Annotated in this window: 22 protein-coding genes and 1 pseudogene; 3 read left to right on the forward strand and 20 right to left on the reverse strand. The window is 60.3% G+C overall.

Features of this window, described 5'->3' with window-relative positions:
* Positions 1-55 precede the first annotated feature (55 nt).
* Positions 56-220: pseudogene (locus ACJWXQ_RS12575) on the forward strand (DUF6262 family protein); the annotation flags it as partial.
* 12 nt (positions 221-232) lie between these two features.
* On the opposite strand, the gene ACJWXQ_RS12580 reads toward ACJWXQ_RS12575, so the two are convergent.
* The 7 genes from ACJWXQ_RS12580 to ACJWXQ_RS12610 form a co-directional block, all read right to left on the reverse strand.
* The gene (locus ACJWXQ_RS12580; RefSeq protein ID WP_406672932.1) at positions 233-1,009 is read right to left on the reverse strand and encodes an ABC transporter ATP-binding protein; all 777 of its coding nucleotides are present in this window, start codon (positions 1,007-1,009) and stop codon (positions 233-235) included.
* Between the two features lie 67 nt (positions 1,010-1,076).
* Entirely contained in the window at positions 1,077-2,126 is a 1,050-nt protein-coding gene (locus ACJWXQ_RS12585) for a class I fructose-bisphosphate aldolase (protein WP_346049336.1), read from the reverse strand.
* A gap of 163 nt (positions 2,127-2,289) precedes the next feature.
* On the reverse strand, positions 2,290-3,390 hold the full coding sequence (locus ACJWXQ_RS12590; RefSeq protein WP_406672933.1) for a chemotaxis response regulator protein-glutamate methylesterase: 1,101 nt from the start codon (positions 3,388-3,390) through the stop codon (positions 2,290-2,292).
* 6 nt (positions 3,391-3,396) lie between these two features.
* A complete protein-coding gene (locus ACJWXQ_RS12595; RefSeq protein ID WP_346049332.1) occupies positions 3,397-3,978 on the reverse strand; it encodes a chemotaxis protein CheD in 582 nt (193 codons plus the stop codon).
* Positions 3,979-4,022: 44 nt separating this feature from the next.
* Positions 4,023-4,865 carry a CheR family methyltransferase gene (locus ACJWXQ_RS12600; protein WP_406672934.1) on the reverse strand — a complete coding sequence of 281 codons (843 nt, stop codon included), beginning with the start codon at positions 4,863-4,865 and terminating at the stop codon, positions 4,023-4,025.
* A 215-nt stretch (positions 4,866-5,080) separates the two neighbouring features.
* Positions 5,081-6,832, reverse strand: a complete 1,752-nt coding sequence (locus ACJWXQ_RS12605) for a methyl-accepting chemotaxis protein (RefSeq protein ID WP_346049328.1) — start codon at positions 6,830-6,832, stop codon at positions 5,081-5,083.
* Positions 6,833-6,917: 85 nt separating this feature from the next.
* Positions 6,918-7,442 carry a chemotaxis protein CheW gene (locus tag ACJWXQ_RS12610; protein ID WP_346049326.1) on the reverse strand — a complete coding sequence of 175 codons (525 nt, stop codon included), beginning with the start codon at positions 7,440-7,442 and terminating at the stop codon, positions 6,918-6,920.
* A gap of 506 nt (positions 7,443-7,948) precedes the next feature.
* On the opposite strand from ACJWXQ_RS12610, the gene ACJWXQ_RS12615 reads away from it, so the two are divergent.
* Positions 7,949-9,076: a flagellar hook-length control protein FliK gene (locus ACJWXQ_RS12615; protein ID WP_406672935.1), complete on the forward strand. Its 1,128-nt coding sequence runs from the start codon at positions 7,949-7,951 to the stop codon at positions 9,074-9,076.
* Positions 9,073-9,387, forward strand: a complete 315-nt coding sequence (locus ACJWXQ_RS12620) for an EscU/YscU/HrcU family type III secretion system export apparatus switch protein (protein ID WP_346049322.1) — start codon at positions 9,073-9,075, stop codon at positions 9,385-9,387. Before ACJWXQ_RS12615 ends, ACJWXQ_RS12620 begins: the two co-directional genes overlap by 4 nt.
* Positions 9,388-9,396: 9 nt before the next feature.
* Here the strand turns inward: ACJWXQ_RS12620 and ACJWXQ_RS12625 are convergent, their stop codons facing one another.
* From ACJWXQ_RS12625 to flhF, 13 genes are all read right to left on the reverse strand, one after another.
* Entirely contained in the window at positions 9,397-9,795 is a 399-nt protein-coding gene (locus ACJWXQ_RS12625; RefSeq protein WP_406672936.1) for a DUF2802 domain-containing protein, read from the reverse strand.
* Between the two features lie 26 nt (positions 9,796-9,821).
* Positions 9,822-10,082 (reverse strand): hypothetical protein, encoded by a 261-nt coding sequence (locus tag ACJWXQ_RS12630; RefSeq protein WP_346049320.1) that lies wholly within the window; start codon positions 10,080-10,082, stop codon positions 9,822-9,824.
* Between the two features lies 1 nt (position 10,083).
* A complete protein-coding gene (locus tag ACJWXQ_RS12635; protein WP_346049318.1) occupies positions 10,084-10,605 on the reverse strand; it encodes a chemotaxis protein CheW in 522 nt (173 codons plus the stop codon).
* 1 nt (position 10,606) lies between these two features.
* Positions 10,607-11,203 carry a hypothetical protein gene (locus tag ACJWXQ_RS12640; protein ID WP_406672937.1) on the reverse strand — a complete coding sequence of 199 codons (597 nt, stop codon included), beginning with the start codon at positions 11,201-11,203 and terminating at the stop codon, positions 10,607-10,609.
* Positions 11,200-11,994 carry a ParA family protein gene (locus ACJWXQ_RS12645; RefSeq protein ID WP_346049314.1) on the reverse strand — a complete coding sequence of 265 codons (795 nt, stop codon included), beginning with the start codon at positions 11,992-11,994 and terminating at the stop codon, positions 11,200-11,202. The genes ACJWXQ_RS12640 and ACJWXQ_RS12645 overlap by 4 nt, the downstream gene beginning before the upstream one ends.
* Entirely contained in the window at positions 11,994-12,917 is a 924-nt protein-coding gene (gene motD / locus ACJWXQ_RS12650) for a flagellar motor protein MotD (protein ID WP_406672938.1), read from the reverse strand. The genes ACJWXQ_RS12645 and motD overlap by 1 nt, the downstream gene beginning before the upstream one ends.
* 58 nt (positions 12,918-12,975) lie before the next feature.
* Positions 12,976-13,719, reverse strand: coding sequence for a flagellar motor protein (locus ACJWXQ_RS12655; protein ID WP_346049310.1), 744 nt, complete (start codon positions 13,717-13,719; stop codon positions 12,976-12,978).
* 18 nt (positions 13,720-13,737) lie between these two features.
* Positions 13,738-15,960, reverse strand: coding sequence for a chemotaxis protein CheA (locus ACJWXQ_RS12660; protein ID WP_346049308.1), 2,223 nt, complete (start codon positions 15,958-15,960; stop codon positions 13,738-13,740).
* 81 nt (positions 15,961-16,041) lie between these two features.
* Positions 16,042-16,809, reverse strand: coding sequence for a protein phosphatase CheZ (locus ACJWXQ_RS12665; protein ID WP_346049306.1), 768 nt, complete (start codon positions 16,807-16,809; stop codon positions 16,042-16,044).
* A gap of 45 nt (positions 16,810-16,854) precedes the next feature.
* On the reverse strand, positions 16,855-17,241 hold the full coding sequence (gene cheY / locus ACJWXQ_RS12670; protein ID WP_346049304.1) for a chemotaxis response regulator CheY: 387 nt from the start codon (positions 17,239-17,241) through the stop codon (positions 16,855-16,857).
* A 55-nt stretch (positions 17,242-17,296) separates the two neighbouring features.
* A complete protein-coding gene (locus ACJWXQ_RS12675; RefSeq protein ID WP_346049578.1) occupies positions 17,297-18,022 on the reverse strand; it encodes an RNA polymerase sigma factor FliA in 726 nt (241 codons plus the stop codon).
* A complete protein-coding gene (locus ACJWXQ_RS12680) occupies positions 18,022-18,870 on the reverse strand; it encodes a MinD/ParA family protein (RefSeq protein ID WP_346049576.1) in 849 nt (282 codons plus the stop codon). The genes ACJWXQ_RS12675 and ACJWXQ_RS12680 overlap by 1 nt, the downstream gene beginning before the upstream one ends.
* Before the next feature lie 40 nt (positions 18,871-18,910).
* Positions 18,911-20,359 carry a flagellar biosynthesis protein FlhF gene (gene flhF, locus ACJWXQ_RS12685; protein ID WP_346049302.1) on the reverse strand — a complete coding sequence of 483 codons (1,449 nt, stop codon included), beginning with the start codon at positions 20,357-20,359 and terminating at the stop codon, positions 18,911-18,913.
* Between the last annotated feature and the right edge of the window lie 35 nt (positions 20,360-20,394).

The raw sequence follows: 20,394 nt of genomic DNA on the forward strand, positions 1-20,394 counted from the left end.
AACCTCGAACACGTCATCGACGCGCTCGAAGCCATCGACCGTGAGGAGCCCGCCGATGCCAGCTGACAACCGTGCAGCACTCACCGCCGCGACCCGCGACCGCGCCACCACCGTCCGCGACCGGGCCCGGACTGCGCTGCGCCGACTCGACCGAGACGGCACCCCCATCACCTTCGCTGCCGTCGCGAGCGCCGCTGGCGTGTCCCGCTCGCTGCTCTACCGCGACCCCGACCTACGCAACGAGATCGACCGGGCCATCAGAGAGGCGATGCATGAACTGGCGCACCCAGGGCGACTCCTCGCCCCGCAGCTCCTCCGGGGTCCCGCCGGCGATAATGCGGCCATCGGCAATGATCCAGGCCCAATCCGCCACCTGAGAGACTTCTTCGATGTCGTGGGAGACGATCACACTGGTGAGGCCGAGCGCCTCGTTGATCTCTCTGATCAGGCGAACGATCACACCCATGGAAATGGGGTCCAACCCGGCAAAAGGCTCGTCGTAGAGAACCAGCTCCGGATCCATGACAACGGCACGAGCCAAACCCACTCGACGGGCCATGCCGCCGGAAAGCTGAGAAGGCATAAGACGCGCCGCACCACGCAGGCCAACCGATTGCAGCTTGGTCATGACCAGATGATGAATCAGGCAATCCGGGAGCTGGGTATGCTCCCGAAGCGGGAAGGCGACATTCTCATAGACATCTAGATCCGTCAGCAAGGCACCATGCTGGAAAAGGAAGCCAATGCGCTTGCGCAGCCGATACAAGGCTTCTCGCCCAATGCCCGTCACCTCCTGGCCATCGACCCGGATACTGCCCCTCTCTGGCAGCAACTGGCCGGTTACTAGCCGCAGAAGGGTCGTCTTGCCGGTCCCACTGGGCCCCATGATCGCGGTGACCTTGCCCCGTGGGATGCTCAGACTGACATCTTCGAAAATCGGCCGTCCGTCGCGCTGGAAACGAAGGCCTTCCAATTCGATATGTGGTTCTTGCCCCGCTGGACGCGTCATGACGCCATCCTTGTTGAACAGGCCAAAAAAAGCCCCGGGAAGTGATTCCCGGGGCCCCAGTGCTTGCTTAGGCTGCCTTGTCCTTCTCCATATTCTCGGACCAGTCACCGGACCGGGCTGCGCCGTTGCAGCGGGCACGATGATAGTAGGCCTGCTGGGCAGCTTCCGCCTTGGACTCGTCGCCAGCCCAGGTCTTCAGGGCCGGGGCCTGAAGGGCACGGCCATAGGAGAAGCTGAGCTCCCAGGGATGCGGGCCGAGCTGGTTCATGATGTTCAGATGCTCGGTCGCCAATTCATCGCTCTGCCCACCGGAGAGGAAGACGATCCCCGGTACGGCCGCGGGCACATGGCGGCGCAGACAGCGCACGGTGGCCTCGGCCACTTCACGGGGGTCTGCCTGACGTTCTGCCTGTTTGCCCGCGATGACCATATTGGGCTTGAGCAGAATGCCTTCCATCACCACGCCGTGCTCGAACAGGGCATTGAAGACCCGATTCAGGGTCCGGCTGGTGACGTCCTCACAGACCTCAATGCTGTTACTGCCGTCCATCAGCACTTCCGGCTCAACAATGGGCACGATGCCGGCTTCCTGACACAGGGCGGCATAACGGGCCAGCGCGTGGGCATTGGCATCCAGGCACCAGTCCGAGGGGTGCCCCTTATCGGTGTCGATGCTGATCACGGCACGCCACTTGGCGAACTGAGCGCCCAACTCGGCATATTCGGCCAGGCGATCACGCAGACCATCCAGCCCCTCTGTGACCTTCTCGTCAGGATGCCCCGCCAGCGGCTTGGCACCGGCATCCACCTTGATCCCCGGAATGATGCCTTTGGACTTCAGCAGCTCGGGGAAGGGCGTGCCCTCCCGGCTGGACTGGCGCAGGGTCTCATCAAAGAGGATTACACCGCTAACGAACTCCTCGGCGCCAGGGGTGGTGAACAGAATCTCCCGATAACGGCGGCGAGTCTCTTCAGTGGATTCCACACCCACCGAGTCCAGCCGCTTCTTGATCGTCCCGGTACTCTCATCGGCGGCCAGAATACCCTTCCCAGGGGCCACCAGATCATTGGCAACACGCTTTAGCTGGTCCAGCTTACGCTCGAATTCCGCGTTCATTTCTCTGCAACCTCCACTGTGATTCGCTTCCGCCAGGGCTAATAGGCGCGGGACAGGAAATCCGGCGGATTCCGCAGGCGCGCCTGAGCATAATCGGGGTATGTTAGCAGATGCCGGGCACCGCCCGGTACTCCCCCGGACGGGGGAGTCGTGGGGGGCAGATTCAGGCCGGGCGGGCCGTGTCTCCCTGCGCGAGGGCCAGCATGCGGGCAGGAATGGCCTCGAGGCCAAGGATCTCCTCCGCCGCCCCTAACTGGACCGCCGCCCCGGGCATGCCCCAGACGGTCGAGCTCGCCTCGTCCTGAACCATTGTGGATGCCCCGGCCTTGCGCATTTGCAGCAGCCCTTCGGCACCATCACGGCCCATGCCGGTCAATAAAACACCCACCGACTCACTCCCCGCCGCCTGGGCCACGGACTCGAACATCACGTCAACACTGGGGCGATGGCGATTGACCGTCGCCGATTGATCCAGTCGACAAACCAGGCGGGCACCATCACGCCGAAGGCGCAGATGATAATCCCCCGGGGCCACATAGGCATGCCCCGGCATGAGAGGAACGCCATTCTCCGCTTCCCGAACCGTGAGACTGCAAATTCCATTCAGACGCTCCGCGAAGGGGCCGGAAAAACTGGCGGGAATGTGCTGGCTAATAATGATGGGCGGCGCGTTGGGCGGCAGGCATTCCAGCACTCGGCGGATGGCCTCGGTACCACCAGTGGAGGCCCCTATCGCCACGACCTTCTGCCGACCGCCGGTGCTTCTGGCCTCGTAGGCGCCGGCCTCCCTCAAGGACTCCCGGACCCGCTGACGAAACGCCTCTCGGGCCTCGCCGGAGTAGGTTTCCCGCGAACTGACCCGAGCCCGAGCCGCCGCCTTGACCTTGGAAACCACCTCGGCAGCATAATCCTCCAGCTTGACCGACAGTTGCTGTGCCGGCTTGGTCACAAAATCTACCGCTCCCAATTCCAGAGCCTGAAGGGTCACTTTCGCTCCGTCATGGGTGAGGGATGACACCATGACCACTGGCATGGGACGCAGACGCATCAGGTTTTCGAGAAAGGTGAGCCCATCCATGCGAGGCATTTCCACATCCAGGGTGATCACATCGGGGTCATGTCGCTTGATCTGATCCCGTGCGACATAGGGGTCGGGTGCGGTCGCCACCACTTCGATCCCGGGATCGGATTCCAGCATCCGGGTCAGCAACTTACGGACCAGAGCGGAATCATCCACTACAACCACACGAATCTTGCCTGGCATACGCAATTATTCTCCTCGCAATGCAGCTTCAGTCCCGCCGTGACGGCGCGCCACCACAGACTCTACCCCACGGGCCCGAGGCTTCTGCAACTGGACTCGACCATTTTCAGTAAAGAAGCGAATGACCCGATGCTCCCGCCCGCCAACATCCCGGGCAATCACCGGAATTCCCAGCCTCTCAAGCACTTCTTCTGCATATCCGATATTGCCACGTCCCACAGGCTGCATACCGGCCAACATCTCCGCGCCACCAAACAGCTTGGCCTGCATCCGCGTGCGACAGGCACCCATCCGCTCCATGCCATCCACAATAGCCCTCATGGCATAGACGCCATACCGGCAATCACCTTCAACTTGTTTATCGGCAGAAACGCGATCAGGCCAGGGCAGCAGGAAATGGTTCATCGCCGCCACCGGTCCCTCGGGATCCCGCAGGCAAACCGCCACACATGAACCCAACAGGGTGCTGATTATCGCCGGCCCTGCAGCGACGCAATAACCACCCGCATGAATCCGAAAAACATCTCGGTCAAGCCTGGGATCGAAGGTCGAAAAGCCTTGAGAGTTACCGCCAAAAACCTGACGCATTTTGCGTGCCTCCGACATTCCCATGCACCATAACCGCCATCAACTCAGTCCCGCCTCCGATAAATGGTCTTGCCTATTAGTTGATAGCGGTCAGTCAGACCATGAAGGGACTCTGAATGCCCGAGGAACAAATGCCCTTTGGGGGCCAAATGATCGGCGAACCCCTCCACGACCTGCTTCTTGTGTGCACGATCAAAATATATGATCACATTACGGCAGAACACTGCATCAAAAGACTGCCTTATTCTCCATGGTTCAATCAGATTCACGCGTTGAAACTGCACAATTTCACGCAACGACTTGCCTACACGCACCTTGCCTTCATTCACGCCCTTGCCCCGCAGGAAGAAACGACGCAGACGTTCCTGAGAGACATCCTTGAGACTCTCCATGGGATACACACCCTCTTCCGCCTGCCGCAAGATGGCACCGTCCACGTCAGTGGCCCAGATTTCGGCCCGCCATCCGGGATGAGCGTCCAAAAACTCCGCCATGACCACGGCGATGGAATAGGGCTCTTCGCCACTTGAACAGCCTGCTGACCAGATGCGTATCACCCGGTCTCGCTGATGCCTTTGCACCATCTCCGGCAGGAAGGTCTCGCGAAGATAATCAAAATGGTGAGACTCGCGAAAGAACTGGGTGACGTTCGTGGTCATGGCGTTGACCAGCTCTTCCAACTCTGCCTGATCACCCTTGCGCAGTCGTGCAAGATACTCGGCAAAGGAGGACAAACCCAGGGCCCGCACCCGTCTTGAGACCCGGCCATAGACCAGATCGCGTTTGCCACTGGCGAGGGCGATCCCGACGCTTTGCTCGATAATGCGACGCAGCTCCTCGTATTCAGCGTCCGAGAACGCATACTGCTTGGCTGAGGACTGTTTCATCGGTACGGACATCGTCAGTGGCCTGCTCCCCAGATTATGGCAAAATTCTCTCAACTAACAGAAGCTCAACCGATAAAAATCAGTTCAAGCCCGAGACTGCTACTCCACTGTCTTGGCAGGGAGCCAAAGAAAAAGGGTGGCGAGTCAGAGACGCCGCCACCCTTGATGTTAATACCCACATCGCAACTTCCTGCCAGAAGAAGGCATGAACGGCGTCAGAACTCCTCCCAAAGGTCATCCTCAGACCGACTGGACTGAACCGGGCGCCCAGACTCCTGACGACGTGGACTAGACTGCCCCGTATCCTGTCCAACACTTGATTGCTTGGCACTCTGCAACTGGTCCTTGACCCGCTCCTCCTGTTCACGGGTGGCACGCTTGGCCTCATGGCTGCGCTCCGCCAGGATCTGTCCTTCCTGGTCATCCGCACCCAGACTGAAAAAGGCGACACGATCCAGCAACTGACCGGCCTGCTCCTGCATGGAACGGCTGGTAGCGGCAGTTTCCTCCACGAGCGATGCGTTCTGCTGGGTGACTTCGTCCATCTGCATGATGGCCCGATTGACCTGATCAATACCGGAAGCCTGCTCATTGGAAGCAGCGGCAATCTCGGCGACAATCTCTGTCACCCGGCGCACATTCTCCACGATGCCTTCCAGGGTCTGGCCGGATTGCTCCACCAACTCGGAGCCGTTCTTGATCTTGTCCACACTGTCGTTGATCAGATCCTTGATCTCCTTGGCGGCCTTGGCACTACGCTGAGCCAGGTTCCGAACCTCCGTTGCAACCACGGCAAAGCCGCGCCCCTGCTCACCCGCCCGGGCCGCTTCAACCGCCGCATTGAGAGCGAGCAAATTGGTCTGGAAAGCAATCTCATCGATCACCGAGATAATCTCGACGATCTTGCCACTGCTTTCGTCGATCTCGCGCATGGCCCCCACCGCCCGCTTGACCACCTCGCCACCACGCTCGGCGTCTTGACGGGTCCCAGAGGCCAGTTGATTGGCCTCTTGGGCGTTATCCGCATTGTTCTTCACCGTGGAGGTCATCTCCTCCATGCTGGAAGCGGTTTCTTCAATGGAGGAAGCTTGCTCCTGAGTACGCTGAGCGAGATCATCCGTACCGGAGGCAATTTCCTGGGCAGCAGCATCCACGGAGGTGGCCGCTTCACGCACCCGGGTCACGATATCGGCGAGCTTTTCATCCATGCGGGAGAGATCCTCGATCATCAATCCCACTTCATCCCGTACCTTGACTGTTGTACGGTTATTGAGCTGACCATCAGCGATACGGCTGATCACATCGGAAGCCTTGGCCAGGGCAGAATTGATATTGCGAATTGTGCCCCAACCGAGAAAAGCGATGACAGCCAGGGAAATCAACAGAACCACCGCGGCGGCAAGAACCAGATTGCCGATTTGCTCACCCAGTTCATCGCTTACTTCATTAACCCTATTGCGCTGATATTCCACCAACTGACGAGCTCCTCGCTGCACCATTATGCTAGCCGGCTCCAACTGGTTCTGCGTCAGCATGATGGCCAGATCAACATTCTCGTCCAGCAATGCATCAAACACCCTTTCCATGGCTTCGGCCTGCTCCTGACGAGCCGCCAGCCAGTCCTGCGCCATCTCCCGCTCCTCATCCGTGGCGACCATGCCTTCATACCGCTCAAACAAGCGACTGGTATCCGCCTCGCGTTCATCCACTTCATCCATTGTCCGGTTAATCACATTGGGCAAGGGTTCGCTGAGGGCCTCCAACACGCTTTGGCGCTGCATCAGTTCATTGACATAGATCTCGTTGACAAGCTCGGTGACTTCGACATTCTGGCCGACGATTCGATCAAGAGCATTGGCACCCATTCGGCTGCCATTCAGCCCCATCATGCCCACCACGAGCAATACCAGAGCAGCAACCAAGATCAACAAGGTCAGGCGCTTTTTGATCGTCAGAACCATATTCATTTCTCATCCCCTACGCGATTCGCTGCTATGCATGCACTTGGGTCAGACACCGGCTCGCGCTTGCCAAGTAAGCAGCGCCCAGCCCTCATTCGCCCCACTCACGCAACTCTTTGAGTTCCCAATCCCGAAACAACCGGTCTGCGTCGAGAAGCATGAGCATGCCCTCACCACTGGTGGCAATGCCCTCAAGGTATTCCGTATCCACAGCCGTTCCCATGCGGGGCACTGGACGAATTCCGTCCTCCGGCACCCCGATCACGTCAGCCACCTCATCAACCACGATACCCACATCATGTCCGTCTTCGTCCTCGTCCAGATTGAGGATGATAATCACCGTTCGATCACTGCTCTCAGTCACTGGCAGGCCAAAACGCAGCCGCATATCCACCACCGGAATGACGGCACCCCGCAGCTTGAGCATGCCCAGCATCCATTCGGGGGCACCGGGCACCTTTCTGACTCGGGACCAGCCGCGAATTTCCTGGACCCGGACAATGTCGATCCCGTACTCCTCGCCGCCGAGACTGAAACTGAGGACCTGGCGGCCATCATCCTCGAAGCCGGCCAGTACGGAATGGTCGGATTGTTCCCAACCGTCTTGTTCAGTCATCCTGATCAGGCTCCCTTGTGGGACGGAAGTGCCGGTAGCGACCGGGCAAATCACTCGCAAACAACCTGCCCGAGCTTGCGTTGCCACATAACAGTTGACGGCAAGCAGTGGAGAATCTTGAGAAAAGTACTGTCAAATCTCCGACAACCATGGCCATGAGTCCACCTGCAGCATGAATCGTGCCAGATTCCGGCCAGTATGCCGGCTAACACGCCTGGGTGTATTCTAACCGGAGACGGTGATCATTAGCTGCTGCAGGCCCGAGAGGTTGCGACAGGTATCCAAGAGGCAAACCCATGTCGGATCTGAGACCGGGGGATATCCCCCCAACCAGACAATCCCGGGCCGGGAACAGCCTGCCTTCAAACTTCCGGCCGGGTCAGGTCCTGGAGGCACGAGTGGTTTTCCAGGATGGACGAATGGCACTGCAAATTGGAAACCGCCAGCTGCCCCTTACGGCTGATAGCCCCACACCCCCTGAGGGGAGCCGGCTTCGGCTCGAGATCTTGAGAACCCGCCCGGAGCTGGCCGTCCGAGTGCTGGAAACCCTGGCTGCGGATCGGGCCGGCAGCCCCGCCCACCCCCGAGGCCTGGAACTCAGTCGCGCTGACGCTGCCGTTCAGGCCCTGACGCGGCAAACTGACCCCCGCCAGCTACTGCTGGGCCTGCGTCAGCTATTGGCGGCAGTGAATACCCCGCCAGATCAACAAGTTCGCACCGCCGGGCCAGCGGTGAGCGGTGGCGAACAATTCCGAACCCTGCAACGCCTGCTGTCCCCCATCCTGAATGCCGTCCCCACCGCAAGCACCGTAAGCACCCCGGATGGATTGGCTCGGGCTCTCACGGACAGTGGTTTACTGACCTTGCACCGCCTGAGCAGCGAAGCGGCCGGGACAACCCCGACAGGAGGACTCCAGCGCGACTGGACAGCCGTACTGGCCCGTGCGCTGCTGGGCCTGCGTGATGCCATGCGGGAAGGACGCCTGCCCGAGACCATTGCCTCCGGCAGGGACGTCGCCCGTGGCCAACCCCCTCCCCCGCCCGGTCGCGGCTGGCCTCTAGGCCCACCCCCGCCGTCCGCACTGCAGTCACAATTGGCTCAGGGACAAGGAGGCAGCCTGGCCAAAGCAGCCATCAGCGGCCAGCAAGGGCAACTACTGCGAGAACTGCCAGAAAGCCTGCGCATCGTGGTGCGCCAGATTGAGGGTGCGATTGCCCGGAGTGAATTACATCAATTGGCCTCCATGCCACCCGAGTCGGATGGCGGACGCCAATTGCTTTGGTTCGAACTGCCGGTACAGCGACAAGCGGCCTATGATCTCTGGCAGTTTCAGTTCCAGCAACACAAGAGCCGGCGCGAGGACAGTGAATCGGTCTGGACCGCCCGAATTGCGGTGAACATTCCCGGCCTTGGCCCCTTCTCCGCCAGTCTGCGCCTAAAGGGGGAGCGCCTGTCCATTCAATTACACGCCAGCGATCAGTCAGGCCATGCGCTGGTGTCCGCCAACCTCGACGAACTGCGTCGGCGCCTGCGCTCCGCGGCACTGGACCTGGAGCATCTCGGTTTGTCCGTGGGAGAAGCCCCACAGGCCGACAGCGCCCTGCCCCGGCAATTGTTCAGGAGCCAGGCATGAGTGAGCACAGCTCTTCTCGAAACGATGCCGAGTTGGCGGTGGCGCTGCATTATGACGGCGAGGGGGCACCGGAAGTTACTGCGAAGGGGCGCAGGAAATTAGCCGCAGAAATCCTTGAACTGGCGGAAAGCCACGGCATCCCCATCCACGAAGACCCGGAGCTGGTGCAATTTCTGGCGCGGCTGGAGGTGGGAGATCAGATCCCCAGGGCCCTCTACGTGGCGGTCGCTGAAGTGATCGCATTCGCCTACTGGGTCTCGGGGCGAAGCCCGAAGAATACCAGCGACCAGGACACTGACGGGACGACCTGAGCGAGGCTCTCACCCCTCCCGCAGACCGTGAATGGAAACGATCAGGCGGGCCTCATTCTGGCCCAAACCGCATTGGCGCATGATTTCGTCCGGTGCCGCGCCGGCCTTGGCCATTCGAATGGCTTGATCGTAGTCAGGCCCGCTGGTGGCGCGAGCTTCCACCTGCTGCTGACGCTCGCCCAAATACTGGGCCCGGCGTTCAACCGCCGACAGGCGCTCCCCCATCTGCAAGACCAGAGGCTTGAGCTCTGTCGCTTCCCGCAGTTGGGATCTGACCTCCTGGCGCAAATCTCGAACCAGGCGCTCAGCCGCCATCAGGCGGCGCAGGCCCAGCCAGGCCAGGCAAAGGCCCAGGCCCAACACGCCAATGGCGCCACCCGCGAGCCACACCAAGGGGTCAAACTGCACAGGGACACCCGCAGTCTGGCAAGACCTCAAACATATTCATCGATGTGCCGGCTGGAATCATCGTCATCGTCATCCCTTTGGCGGGACGAGGCCTTGGTCTGATCGCTGGCCGTCCCTTCGCTCTCGGACTCCTCCCGGGTACCCTTTTCCGCCTGGGCGCGGGCCAGCGCTTCACGTCGGCGACGACGTTCCTCTTCCCGACGCCGACGTTCTTCATCATCAAGTTCCCGGCGGGTCGGGGCAGTGGCACGGATACCACTGGTGGGAGTGACTTCATCGGCCGCCATATCAGCCAGCCCCTGCGGCCTTTTCCTGACTGGGCATAAGGCGACGAACATCAACCATGACCGTTAGCCCGCTGTCGCGACGAACCACACCCTGAATATGGCGCGCTACCTGGTCCGATTCGAACTGCGGTGGTGGTTCGATCTCGCTCGGGCGCACATCGGCGACTTCATCCACATCATCAACCAGCAATCCCAGGGCATGCTCATCAACCTCGACCACAATGATCTGGCGAACCCCTTCCGCCTCGGGCTCGGATAAGCCGAAGCGTTTGCGGGTATCAATCACGGTTACGATGTTGCCGCGCAGATTGATCACTCCGAGAACGAATGACTCCGCACCGGGAACCGGGGAGATCTCGGTAGCCTTGAGTATCTCCTGGACGTGAAGAGCCTTCAGACCATAGGTTTCACGCCCCAAGCGGAAGGTCACCCATTGCTCGCGGGCTTCCTGCAAGCGCTCCGGGCTCTTTCCATTCTTGCCGCTCTTACGTCGGCGACCCTTGCGGGCTGCTGCTTCAGCCATTCTAGTCACCCTCTCCACTCAGGACTGCCATGATACCCGCCACATCCAGCACTACCATGCCACGACTCATCACGGTACCGGCCATCCATGCTCGGCTGCCGGAAGTCTCACGCCAGCGAATCTCGTCTCCGCTCAGGGCAACCGGCATGGGCTCGGACCCGGCAATCAGGCTGAGACCCTCCCGCTTGAGGTGAATCAAGCCCTGGGCCCGCTGTTCCAATGGCGGCAGTCGGTCAAGCTGCTCCGGCGGCAGAATCAGAGCTGCCGGATCCACCAGGCGCCGAGAACTACCATCAAGGCGATATTCTCCCTGATCCATCACGCCGTCCGCCAACTCCAGCCCTGGCGGGCAGGCTTCCAGCACAGCGGCCACCTCCTTACCAGAAACCACCAGAATCAGGTGGGCCACGCCAAAGCCCCACCATTCCTCCGTCACTGCCTCTTCAGAACCAGAGGTCGGCTCGGGCTGCGGCACTGGTTCAGGCTCGGGTTCCACCGCCGCAGGCGGCTGAACCACGCTTTCCGCCGGGCTGTCAGCTTCCGGCTCGGTCAGCATGTCTTCCAGATACCGTGCAAGTGGCTGTTCTCCCTGACTCATGATGCCATCCCCCTTGCCGGCGTCTGTTCCATCTCCAACAGCTGACGACAGAGCGCATCATAGGCCTGGGCGCCGCGTGAAGCGGGCTCCAGCGTGGTCAAGGGGCGCCCCAGCTGACTGGCCTCACGAAAGCGAGTATCCACCGGAACGTACTGGGCCCAGACATGCGGGTCAAACTCGTGCCGCAGGGTATACAAGCTCTGTGCTGATGCGCGGGTCCGACGATCAAACTGGGTAGGTACAATCAGGTAATCGGGCACCTGCCCCCGTGAGCGCCCGATCATTTCCAGGGTGCGCAACATGCGGCGCAGCCCGTTAAGGGCTAGAAACTCCGTCTGAACCGGGATAACCAAGCGATCACAAGCTGCCAGGGCATTGACCATCAGGATGCCCAACATGGGCGGACAGTCCAGCAGTACATGATCATAATCCGCGGCCAGGGTGCGAAGACCTCGACGCAGGATCACCCCCATGCCTTGCCGAGTACCCAGTTTACGATCAAGTACCGCAAGGGAAGGACTGGCCGGCAGTATGTCGATACCGTCCTCACCCGCTGAACGGATCCGTCCGGGACCCGCCGCCTGTTCACCGGCAGCATGTTGAAAGAGGGCAAACACACCGTCATCGGTACTCTCGGGATCCAGGCCTAGATAGCTTGTCAGAGAGGCATGGGGATCCAGGTCAATCACCAGAACACGGCGATCACGCCGGCGCAATGACCCCGCCAGACTGATCACCGTGGTGGTCTTGCCTACCCCACCCTTCTGATTGGCTACTGCCCAGATGGACATCAGTCCTCTCCCTCGGCCGCCACATCGCCATCATCTTCAAACAGTTGGAGTTCCTCACCCAAATCATCGAATCCGGCGGCTTCACCTTCTGCGCCATCCTCTACGAACCAGCGTTGCTGAAATCGGGGATCGGCCAGAACAGTCAATACCACCCGACGGTTACGGTTTCGTCCTTCCGCCGTCTCATTACTCGCAATGGGCCGATGTTCCCCCAGTCCAACCACCGCGAGCCGCATGGGCTCGATCCCCTGGTCCCGAAAAAGATGCACCACACTGGCCGCCCGACCCGCCGACAATTCCCAGTTGGACGGGAAGCGCTCGGTGTCAATCGGCACATTGTCCGTATGGCCTTCCACCTGTATGGGATTGGGGAAAGGCTCAAGAACCTCGGCAACCTGGCCAAGTATGGGACGTGCCGATGGCGACAATTCCGCCACCCCGCTGGGGAAGAGAATATCGGCCTTGATCTCGATTTCGATATAGAACTCCGATCCACGGATCTCTACCAAATCCTCGTCAATCAGGGCAGACATGGCATCACGCATTTCGTCGGCGATCTGCTCCAGTCCTTCGCGCATGCTTTCGCTGGCCGCTGGGAAACCATCATCCATGCCACTTGGGAGGAAAATACCCTCGTCCTCCCAATGAACCATGCCCGGATCGTCCATCATGACATCCAGGTCTAAGACCGCATCAGCCGTACCCCGCTCACGCTCGCCAAAACTGACCGGCTGAATACGCATGGGCTCACCACGGAAAGCCGCCTGCAAGGAAGACGACAACACCCGGTACTTGCCTTCATTCACCGATGAGATGGAATACATCACCACGAAAAAGGCGAGCAACAACACCAGCATGTCAGCATAGGGAATGGCCCATGCTTCATGGTTGATGTGTTCCTCTTCTTTCTTTTTTCGCGCCATGATGACAACCTGCCTCCCACCTCAGGGGTGGGGTGTGACGCCTGGCTGATGAATTCGGTCAGCCATTTAGATAACCTTGTAGCTTGGTCTCGATGTTTCTGGGGTTTTCCCCTTCCGCAATGGAGATCAGGCCGTCGATGAACATTTCCCGAGTCTGGGTCTGGTCCTTGATGGCCCGATCCAGCTTGCCCGCCATGGGTAGAAACAGCAGGTTGGCAGAGCCAATGCCGTAGATGGTCGCCACAAAAGCTGCCGCAATCCCGGGGCCCAGTTTGTCCGGCTCGGCCAGATTCTGCATCACCGCCATCAGGCCCATCACGGCCCCCACAATACCCAGGGTAGGCGCATAGATGCCCAGGTTTTCGTAAACCTTGACGCCCTGTTTGTCATATTCCTCGGTGGCGTCCAGATCCACCTCCAGAATATTGCGGATAACATCCGGCTCACCGCCGTCAACCAGCAACTGAAGGCCTTTTTTGGTGAATTCGTCCTTTTCCTCCTCCACAACCGCTTCAAGACCGAGCAGGCCCTCCTTGCGGGCAACCTGACTCCAGTCAACGATCTTCTGAATCAGCGCCTGTCGGTCTTCGGTCGGCGGCTTGAACAGCCACCCAAAGATCTTCACCGCTCTCATCAGACCTCGCATTGGGGTCTGCAGCATCATTGCCCCGAAGGTACCGATGATGACAATCACGAAAGCTGCCGCGTTCCAGAGAGCCGCTACCTCGGACCCTTTGGCAATCACGCCACCGAAAACGGCGATGGCTCCAAAAATGATGCCCAATAATGTGAGGATATCCATGTCAGTCAGACCTCACGCTCATGACGCCTTGCGTCTTTCACTGCCATAGGATTTAACCAGAATCGGGACGTCAAGAATCAGCGCAATACGCCCATCACCGGTGATGGTTGCGCCGGCATAACCTGACATGCCGCGAAGATAGGCTCCCAGCGGTTTGATCACGACCTCCTCTCGACCCAGCACGTCGTCCACCACCAGCCCCATCTGCTGACCGGCGACTTCCACGATCACAACCTGGCTTTGCTGACCGATCTCGCTTGGCATCTCGCCGGTCAGCCACTGTTGTAGGTAGACAAGTGGCAGCGTCCGGTTTCTCACACGAATTACCCGCCGTCCATCCACCCGATGAGCGGCTTCGTCTTCCAAATAGATGACTTCCCGGATATTGGACAGCGGCAGGGCAAAGATGGAAGCATTCAGGGTCACCATCAAGGTGGGCAGGATTGCCAGTGTCAGGGGTACACGAATCTGGATTTCAGACCCACGCCCCTTGGCCGAATCGATCTCAATAGTGCCGTTGAGCTGGGAAATCCGGGTCTTGACCACATCCATGCCGACGCCACGACCGGAGACATCGGAAATCTGCTCCTTGGTGCTGAAGCCCGGACGGAAAATCAGGTTATACGCCTCTTTGTCGCTCAGGCGCTCCGCTTCATCCTCGTCGATCACGCCCTTGTCCAGGGCCTTTCGACGAAGGACTTCCGGATCCATGCCGCCCCCGTCATCCTTGATGGTCAGCAGAACCTGGTCTCCCTCCTGCTCGGCGGACAGCAGTACGGTGCCCGCCTCGGGCTTGCCCGCATGACGCCGCACCTCCGGTGACTCAATACCGTGATCGACGGCATTGCGAACCAGATGAACCAGGGGGTCGGCAAGGGCCTCCACCAGGTTCTTGTCCAGGTCCGTCTCCTCGCCTCTGAGCTCCAGTTGAACCTTTTTCTCGAGATTCCGAGCCAGATCCCTTGCCACGCGAGGGAAGCGGGAGAATACCTTCTTAACCGGCTGCATCCGCGTTTGCATGACCGCGCCCTGAAGATCGGAGGTAACCAGGTCCAGTTCGCCAACAGCGGTAGCCGTCGCCTCGTCCTGGGCCGTATTTCCGCCCAGGGTCACCAGCCGGTTTCGAATCAGGACCAGCTCGCCGACCAGATTCATGATCGAATCCAGCCGGCTGGTATCCACCCGCACAGTGGTTTCCGCCGACATGGCCGCGGCCGCCGGACTGGCCGGTTTGGCCGGCGCCCGCGTCTCGGGCTTCTTGACCTCCTTTTGACTCGGGGTCGAGGCGGCACTCTCGGACGGTGGGACCTCCCGAGTGTCGGCATTGCCAGCCGGGGCGGGCTTGCGAGGCTCCGGCTTGCCGGCGTCCTCTCGAGCCCCTTCGCCAGGGGCGCCCCCGGGCCCATGGAGCTGGTCCATCAGCGACTCGAACTCGTCATCACTGATGAAATCGTCACCGCCTTCCGCCGGCTGGGTGTCGCCTTCCTTGGGTTTGTCGGCCTTGCCTCCACCGCCTGGAGGCGCGCCACTGCCGTGCAGTTCATCCAGCAAGGATTCAAACTCGTCTTCGTCAATCTCATCGGAACCGGATTGATCTGACCCCGAAGCAGGCTTCGGCGCCTTGCCCGGGCCATGCAGTTCATCGAGCAGGCTGTCGAACTCATCCTCGGAAATCTCATCACCTGCAGGGCCCGGATCCGACGGAGCCCGAACCTCGTCGGAAGGCGTCTCTCCGGCTGCCAGCATGGCCTCGAATTCCTCGTCGGTGGGGTCGCGGTGCGCCTTCTGACCGTCATTAACCACTGCCCCTCCGCCGCCCGACGCCGGCGCAGCCTGCTGGGGATCGCCCACACCCCCGTCAATCTGGGCACGAAGGGAGTCGATGAGAGCTTGGGGTGGGCGGGACAGGGCTTGCCCCTCGCGCAACTCACCAAACATGGTCTGCAGCCAGTCAAGAGCGCTGAGGGCGTCGTCCATCAAGGCCTGGGATACGGCGATCTTCCCTTCCCGAAGCACATCGAAGACGTCCTCGGCACTGTGGCAGAGGTCCACCATCTCCCGCAGGCCGAGAAAACTGGCCCCGCCCTTGATGGTATGAAAGCCCCGGAAGATGGTGTTGAGCATGTCACGGTCGTCAGGACGCTGTTCCAGCTCGACCAACTGCTCACCCAGCTCCTCCAGGATCTCACCGGCCTCCACCAGAAAATCGGCCAGCAATTCCTGGTCGCCGTCAAAGCTCATGCATCTCTCCGCTCGTCAACATGCCTCAATGGTCCTTTTCCCCGGTGGCCACCCGGGTGGTCCCACCGGCCAGCCGAGCGTTCAGAATCCCAGGCTGGACAGAAGGTCATCCACTTCGTCCTGCCCCTGAGCCACGTCGCCACCCTTGGCATCAGGCATGGCAGGTCCGTGCCCCTTCTGGTCATCCCGTTTTGCCTTGTCCTTATCCTTAACGGCCGCATCGCCCTCGGACTTGAGCTGCGCGCCACCGGCCATTTTGAGCAGGTCCACCATGCCCTCTTCCAGCTCCTGCACCAAAGTGATCACGCGACTGATGATCTGGCCGGTAATATCCTGGTATTCCTGGGCCATCAGAATCTCGGTCAGGCCGCCGCGAAGGGACTCGGCCCGCTCCCCCGTGGCTGTCAGGAAGGGCTGGAGCCGGTGGGCCAGTTCACGAAACTGATCCGCATCCATCTCCCGCCTCATGAAGCGCTGCCAATCGGCCGACAGGGTCTGGGCCCCACTACCCAGGGTCTCTGCCTCGGGCAGCAGTCGCTCCACCGTCTCAAGTGTGGTATGAGCCGCCTTCTCGGTCATTTCCACCACATAATTCAGGCGGTCACGGGCATCAGGCATCTCCTTCTCGGCCAACTCTGCAAGACGGAAATCCAGGCGAAAACTCTTCAAGGCATCGTGCAGTTCACGGGTCAGCTTGCCCACCTCCACGAACAGTTCCTTCTCGCGGATATGGGTCAACTCGTCCAGTTCCCGATTGAATACCGTTTCGTCACCCGCCTCCAAAGCTTGAAGCATGGAGTGCAGACGCTCCTTGTATTCGCTGGACCGTTTATCATCGTCGAAAGCCATATTTTCCCCTTCGGCAAACCATTGCTGGCGACAGTCTGAATTCCGTCAGCCTTCCAGGCGCTCGAAGATCTTCTCCGTCTTTTCCTTCAAGGTGGCTGCCGTGAAGGGCTTGATAATGTAGCCATTGACACCGGCCTGGGCCGCTTCAACGATCTGGTCCCGTTTGGCTTCGGCCGTGACCATCAGCACCGGCATGGACTTCAACTTCTCATCACCCCGGATCTCTTTCAGCAACTCAAGTCCGGTCATGCCCGGCATGTTCCAGTCCGTGATCACGAAGTCAAAGTCGCCGTTGCGCAGCATGGGCAGGGCGGTTTTGCCATCATCGGCCTCCTGGGTATTGTTGAAGCCCAGGTCTCGAAGCAAATTCTTGATGATTCGCCGCATGGTGGAAAAATCATCCACCACCAGAATCTTCATGTTCTTGTCCAAGCCAACCTCCCGCGCGCGTTTCCGTAAACTTTCGTCAAAACCATTAACAGTGCTGCTATTGCAGCCATTCATCCATTCTAGACCGAGTTCTAGTCAGCGCCTGGCCATGAATCTGGCAAACTCGTGACTCGGTCACCCCCAGGACCTCACCAATCTCCCGCAGGTTAAGCTCCTGCTCATAATACAGGGACATGACCAATCGTTCCTTCTCCGGCAATCCGGCAACCGTCTCAGCGAGAGCTCGGCGGAAACCTTCAGACTCGGCCCGGGCCCCGGGATCATCTGCCTTGGTGGTACTCCCCAGGCTGCCATCGGGTGAATCCGGCTGAAGCTCATCCAGACTGAAAAGTCGACAACTGACCGCGTCCTGCATCACCCGATGATAATCAGACAGGCTCATCCCCGCCGCTTCGGCGACCTCAACGTCACGAGCATCACGTCCGGTGCGGTGCTCAATCTCCCGAATCTTCTCGCTGATTTCCCGGTAGGCTCGATGCACCGAACGGGGTGTCCAATCCGATTTGCGAATCTCATCAAGCATGGCACCGCGGATGCGGATTCCGGCATAGGTCTCGAAGGTGGCACCATGCTGATCGCTGTATTGTCGCCCGGCCTCCAGCAAGCCGATCATCCCTGCCTGGATCAGATCCTCCACGTCAACACTGGACGGCAAGCGAGCCGCCAAGTGATAGGCGATACGTTTGACCAGGCCGGCGTGACGGAGGACCAGATCATCCGGCTCCGAGGCACGAACCTGTTCATAACGTGAGGAGGCATCCATCATGCGATTCGTCCACCTCCGGTGCCCGTATCAGCTTCGCCACCCAGCAGGCGCTCGACAAAGAATTCCAGATTTCCACGGGGCCCTTCCGGCAAGGGCCAGCGTCCGACCTCTTCGGCCAGATTGCGAAATGCCAGGGCAGCGCGGCTACGGGGAAAACTTTCCACCACCGCATTCTGCTTCTGCACTGCCTTGCGCAGCTGTTCATCGAAAGGCACCGCGCCCATGTATTCCAGATTCACGTCCAGGAAGCGTTCGGCCACCTTGGCAATCTTGCCAAAGAGCGTACGCCCATGATGCGCCGTTTGGGCCATATTAGCCAGAACGCGGAAATGGCGGATACCGTGTTCCCGTGACAATACCTTGATCATGGCATAGGCGTCGGTGATGGACGCCGGCTCGTCGCATACCACGAGAATCACATGCTGGGCAGCCTGGGTGAAGCTCACCACCCCATCGGCGATGCCCGCCGCGGTGTCCACAATCATCACGTCCAGATCTTCGCCCAATTCGCTGAAAGCCCGGATCAAACCGGCATTCTCGGCTGGGGTCAGCTCCGCCATGCGCTTGGTTCCGGACGAGGCAGGAACGATTTTCATGCCGGCCGGGCCATCAAGCAATATCTCCGACAGCTCACACTGCCCGTCAATGACATGGGACAGATTCAGCTTTGGCTGCAGGCCGAGCACCACATCCACATTGGCCAGCCCCAGGTCAGCATCAAAGAGCAGCACCCGCTTCCCGCTCATACCAATGGCAGTGGCCAGATTCACGGAAATATTGGTCTTTCCCACCCCACCCTTGCCGGAAGTGACCGCAATCACCTGCACCGGCTTGGGGTTGGCCATACGTCGCAGTCCCGCTGCCTGATCCATCAAAGCACTCCTGTCACGCTATAGAGTCGGCGGCCACCCCACCGAATCGGGCCGCCAGTTCGGTCTCGTCAACCTGCCCCGGCCAATGCCGTTGCAGCTGCACCGCCCGACTCACCAGGCGGTGACTGCGAGCGGGCTGGATATCTTCCGGTACCCGCTGCCCATCAGTGATATAGCCAATGGGCAGATTATGTCTAACTGCCACCGACAGGGCCCCGCCCAGACCGGTTGCTTCATCCAGCTTGGTGAGCATCAAACCGTCCAGGCCCACCGAGGAATAGGCGCGCACCGTTTCCTCCAGAGTCGGCGCCGGGCTGCCGGCGGACAGCACCAGATTCACCGACAACCGCAGACCCTCCACCTGACGCAGCATGTCCAGCTGCACCGGGATCCGACTGTCTCGCTGGCTCATTCCCGCGGAATCCACCAGCACCAAGCGCTTATTCTCCAGCTCCAGCAGGGTCTCGCGCAATTCCTCGGCGCTGCTAATGGAATAGACGGGCACTCCAAGTATACGACCGTAACTATGGAGCTGCTCCTGACCACCCACCCGATAGTGATCCGTGGTGATCAGGGCCACATGCCGCTTGCCATGGCGAAGGGCAAAGCGCGCGGCCAGCTTGGCGATCGTGGTGGTCTTGCCAACCCCGGTGGGGCCCACCAGGGCAATTCGGCCGCCCTTCTCCAGAATCCGGTCTTCCCCCACCGGAATCCGCCGGGCGAGCATGCCCAACGGCAGACGCCAGGCCTGCTGGGGGTCTTCGGTGACGGGCATATCGCGCAGGATATCCCGCGCCAGGTCGGGTTCGATGCCCATGCTACTGAGTTCACGCAGGATGCTCGCCTTCAGCGGGCGCTCACGGGCCAGTCGGTCCCAGGCGAGACTGGAGAACTGGCTTTCCAGCATGTTGCGGACGCTGGACAGTTCGCGCCGCACCTCCATCAGGTTGGGCTCCTGTGACCAAACAATTCGGGCCGACTCCGGCGATGGCAGGCGATCTTCTTCAAAGCCTTCCAATTTGCTATCGACCTGATAGGACGGAGTCTCCGCGGGGGGGCGCTCCGCAGTCCGCGGGCGCGGCCTCGCCTGTGGTTCAGCTGATTGCTCTGGGCTACTCCCAATCGCTGCCTCCAGGGCCTCGTCAAAACCACCCAGCCACTCCCGCTCGTCTTCCTCCTCACTCACCGGGGGTGCACCGTCGTCGTAGGCGGCGGCTGCCAGGCGGGCACGGGTTTCGATGTCGGGTTTCCGACGCTCGGCGGGCTTGCCGCTGCGGCTGCCGGCAGACGACCGGCCCAGAGCCTGACTGACCAGAGCCTCGTCATAATCAACAGCCGCAATGATCTCCACGCCACCATTGATGCTGCGGTTGGACAGGATTACCGCATCGGGCCCCTGGTCCTCGCGCACCTGGCGAATGGCGGAGCGCATGTCTGGTGCCACAAAGCGTTTGATTTTCATCGACTTTCCTCCCGGCGTACCTGCACCAATGCGGT

The sequence above is a fragment of the Natronospira sp. genome, assembly GCF_007134575.1.
In the GTDB taxonomy this organism is placed as follows: domain Bacteria; phylum Pseudomonadota; class Gammaproteobacteria; order Natronospirales; family Natronospiraceae; genus Natronospira; species Natronospira elongata.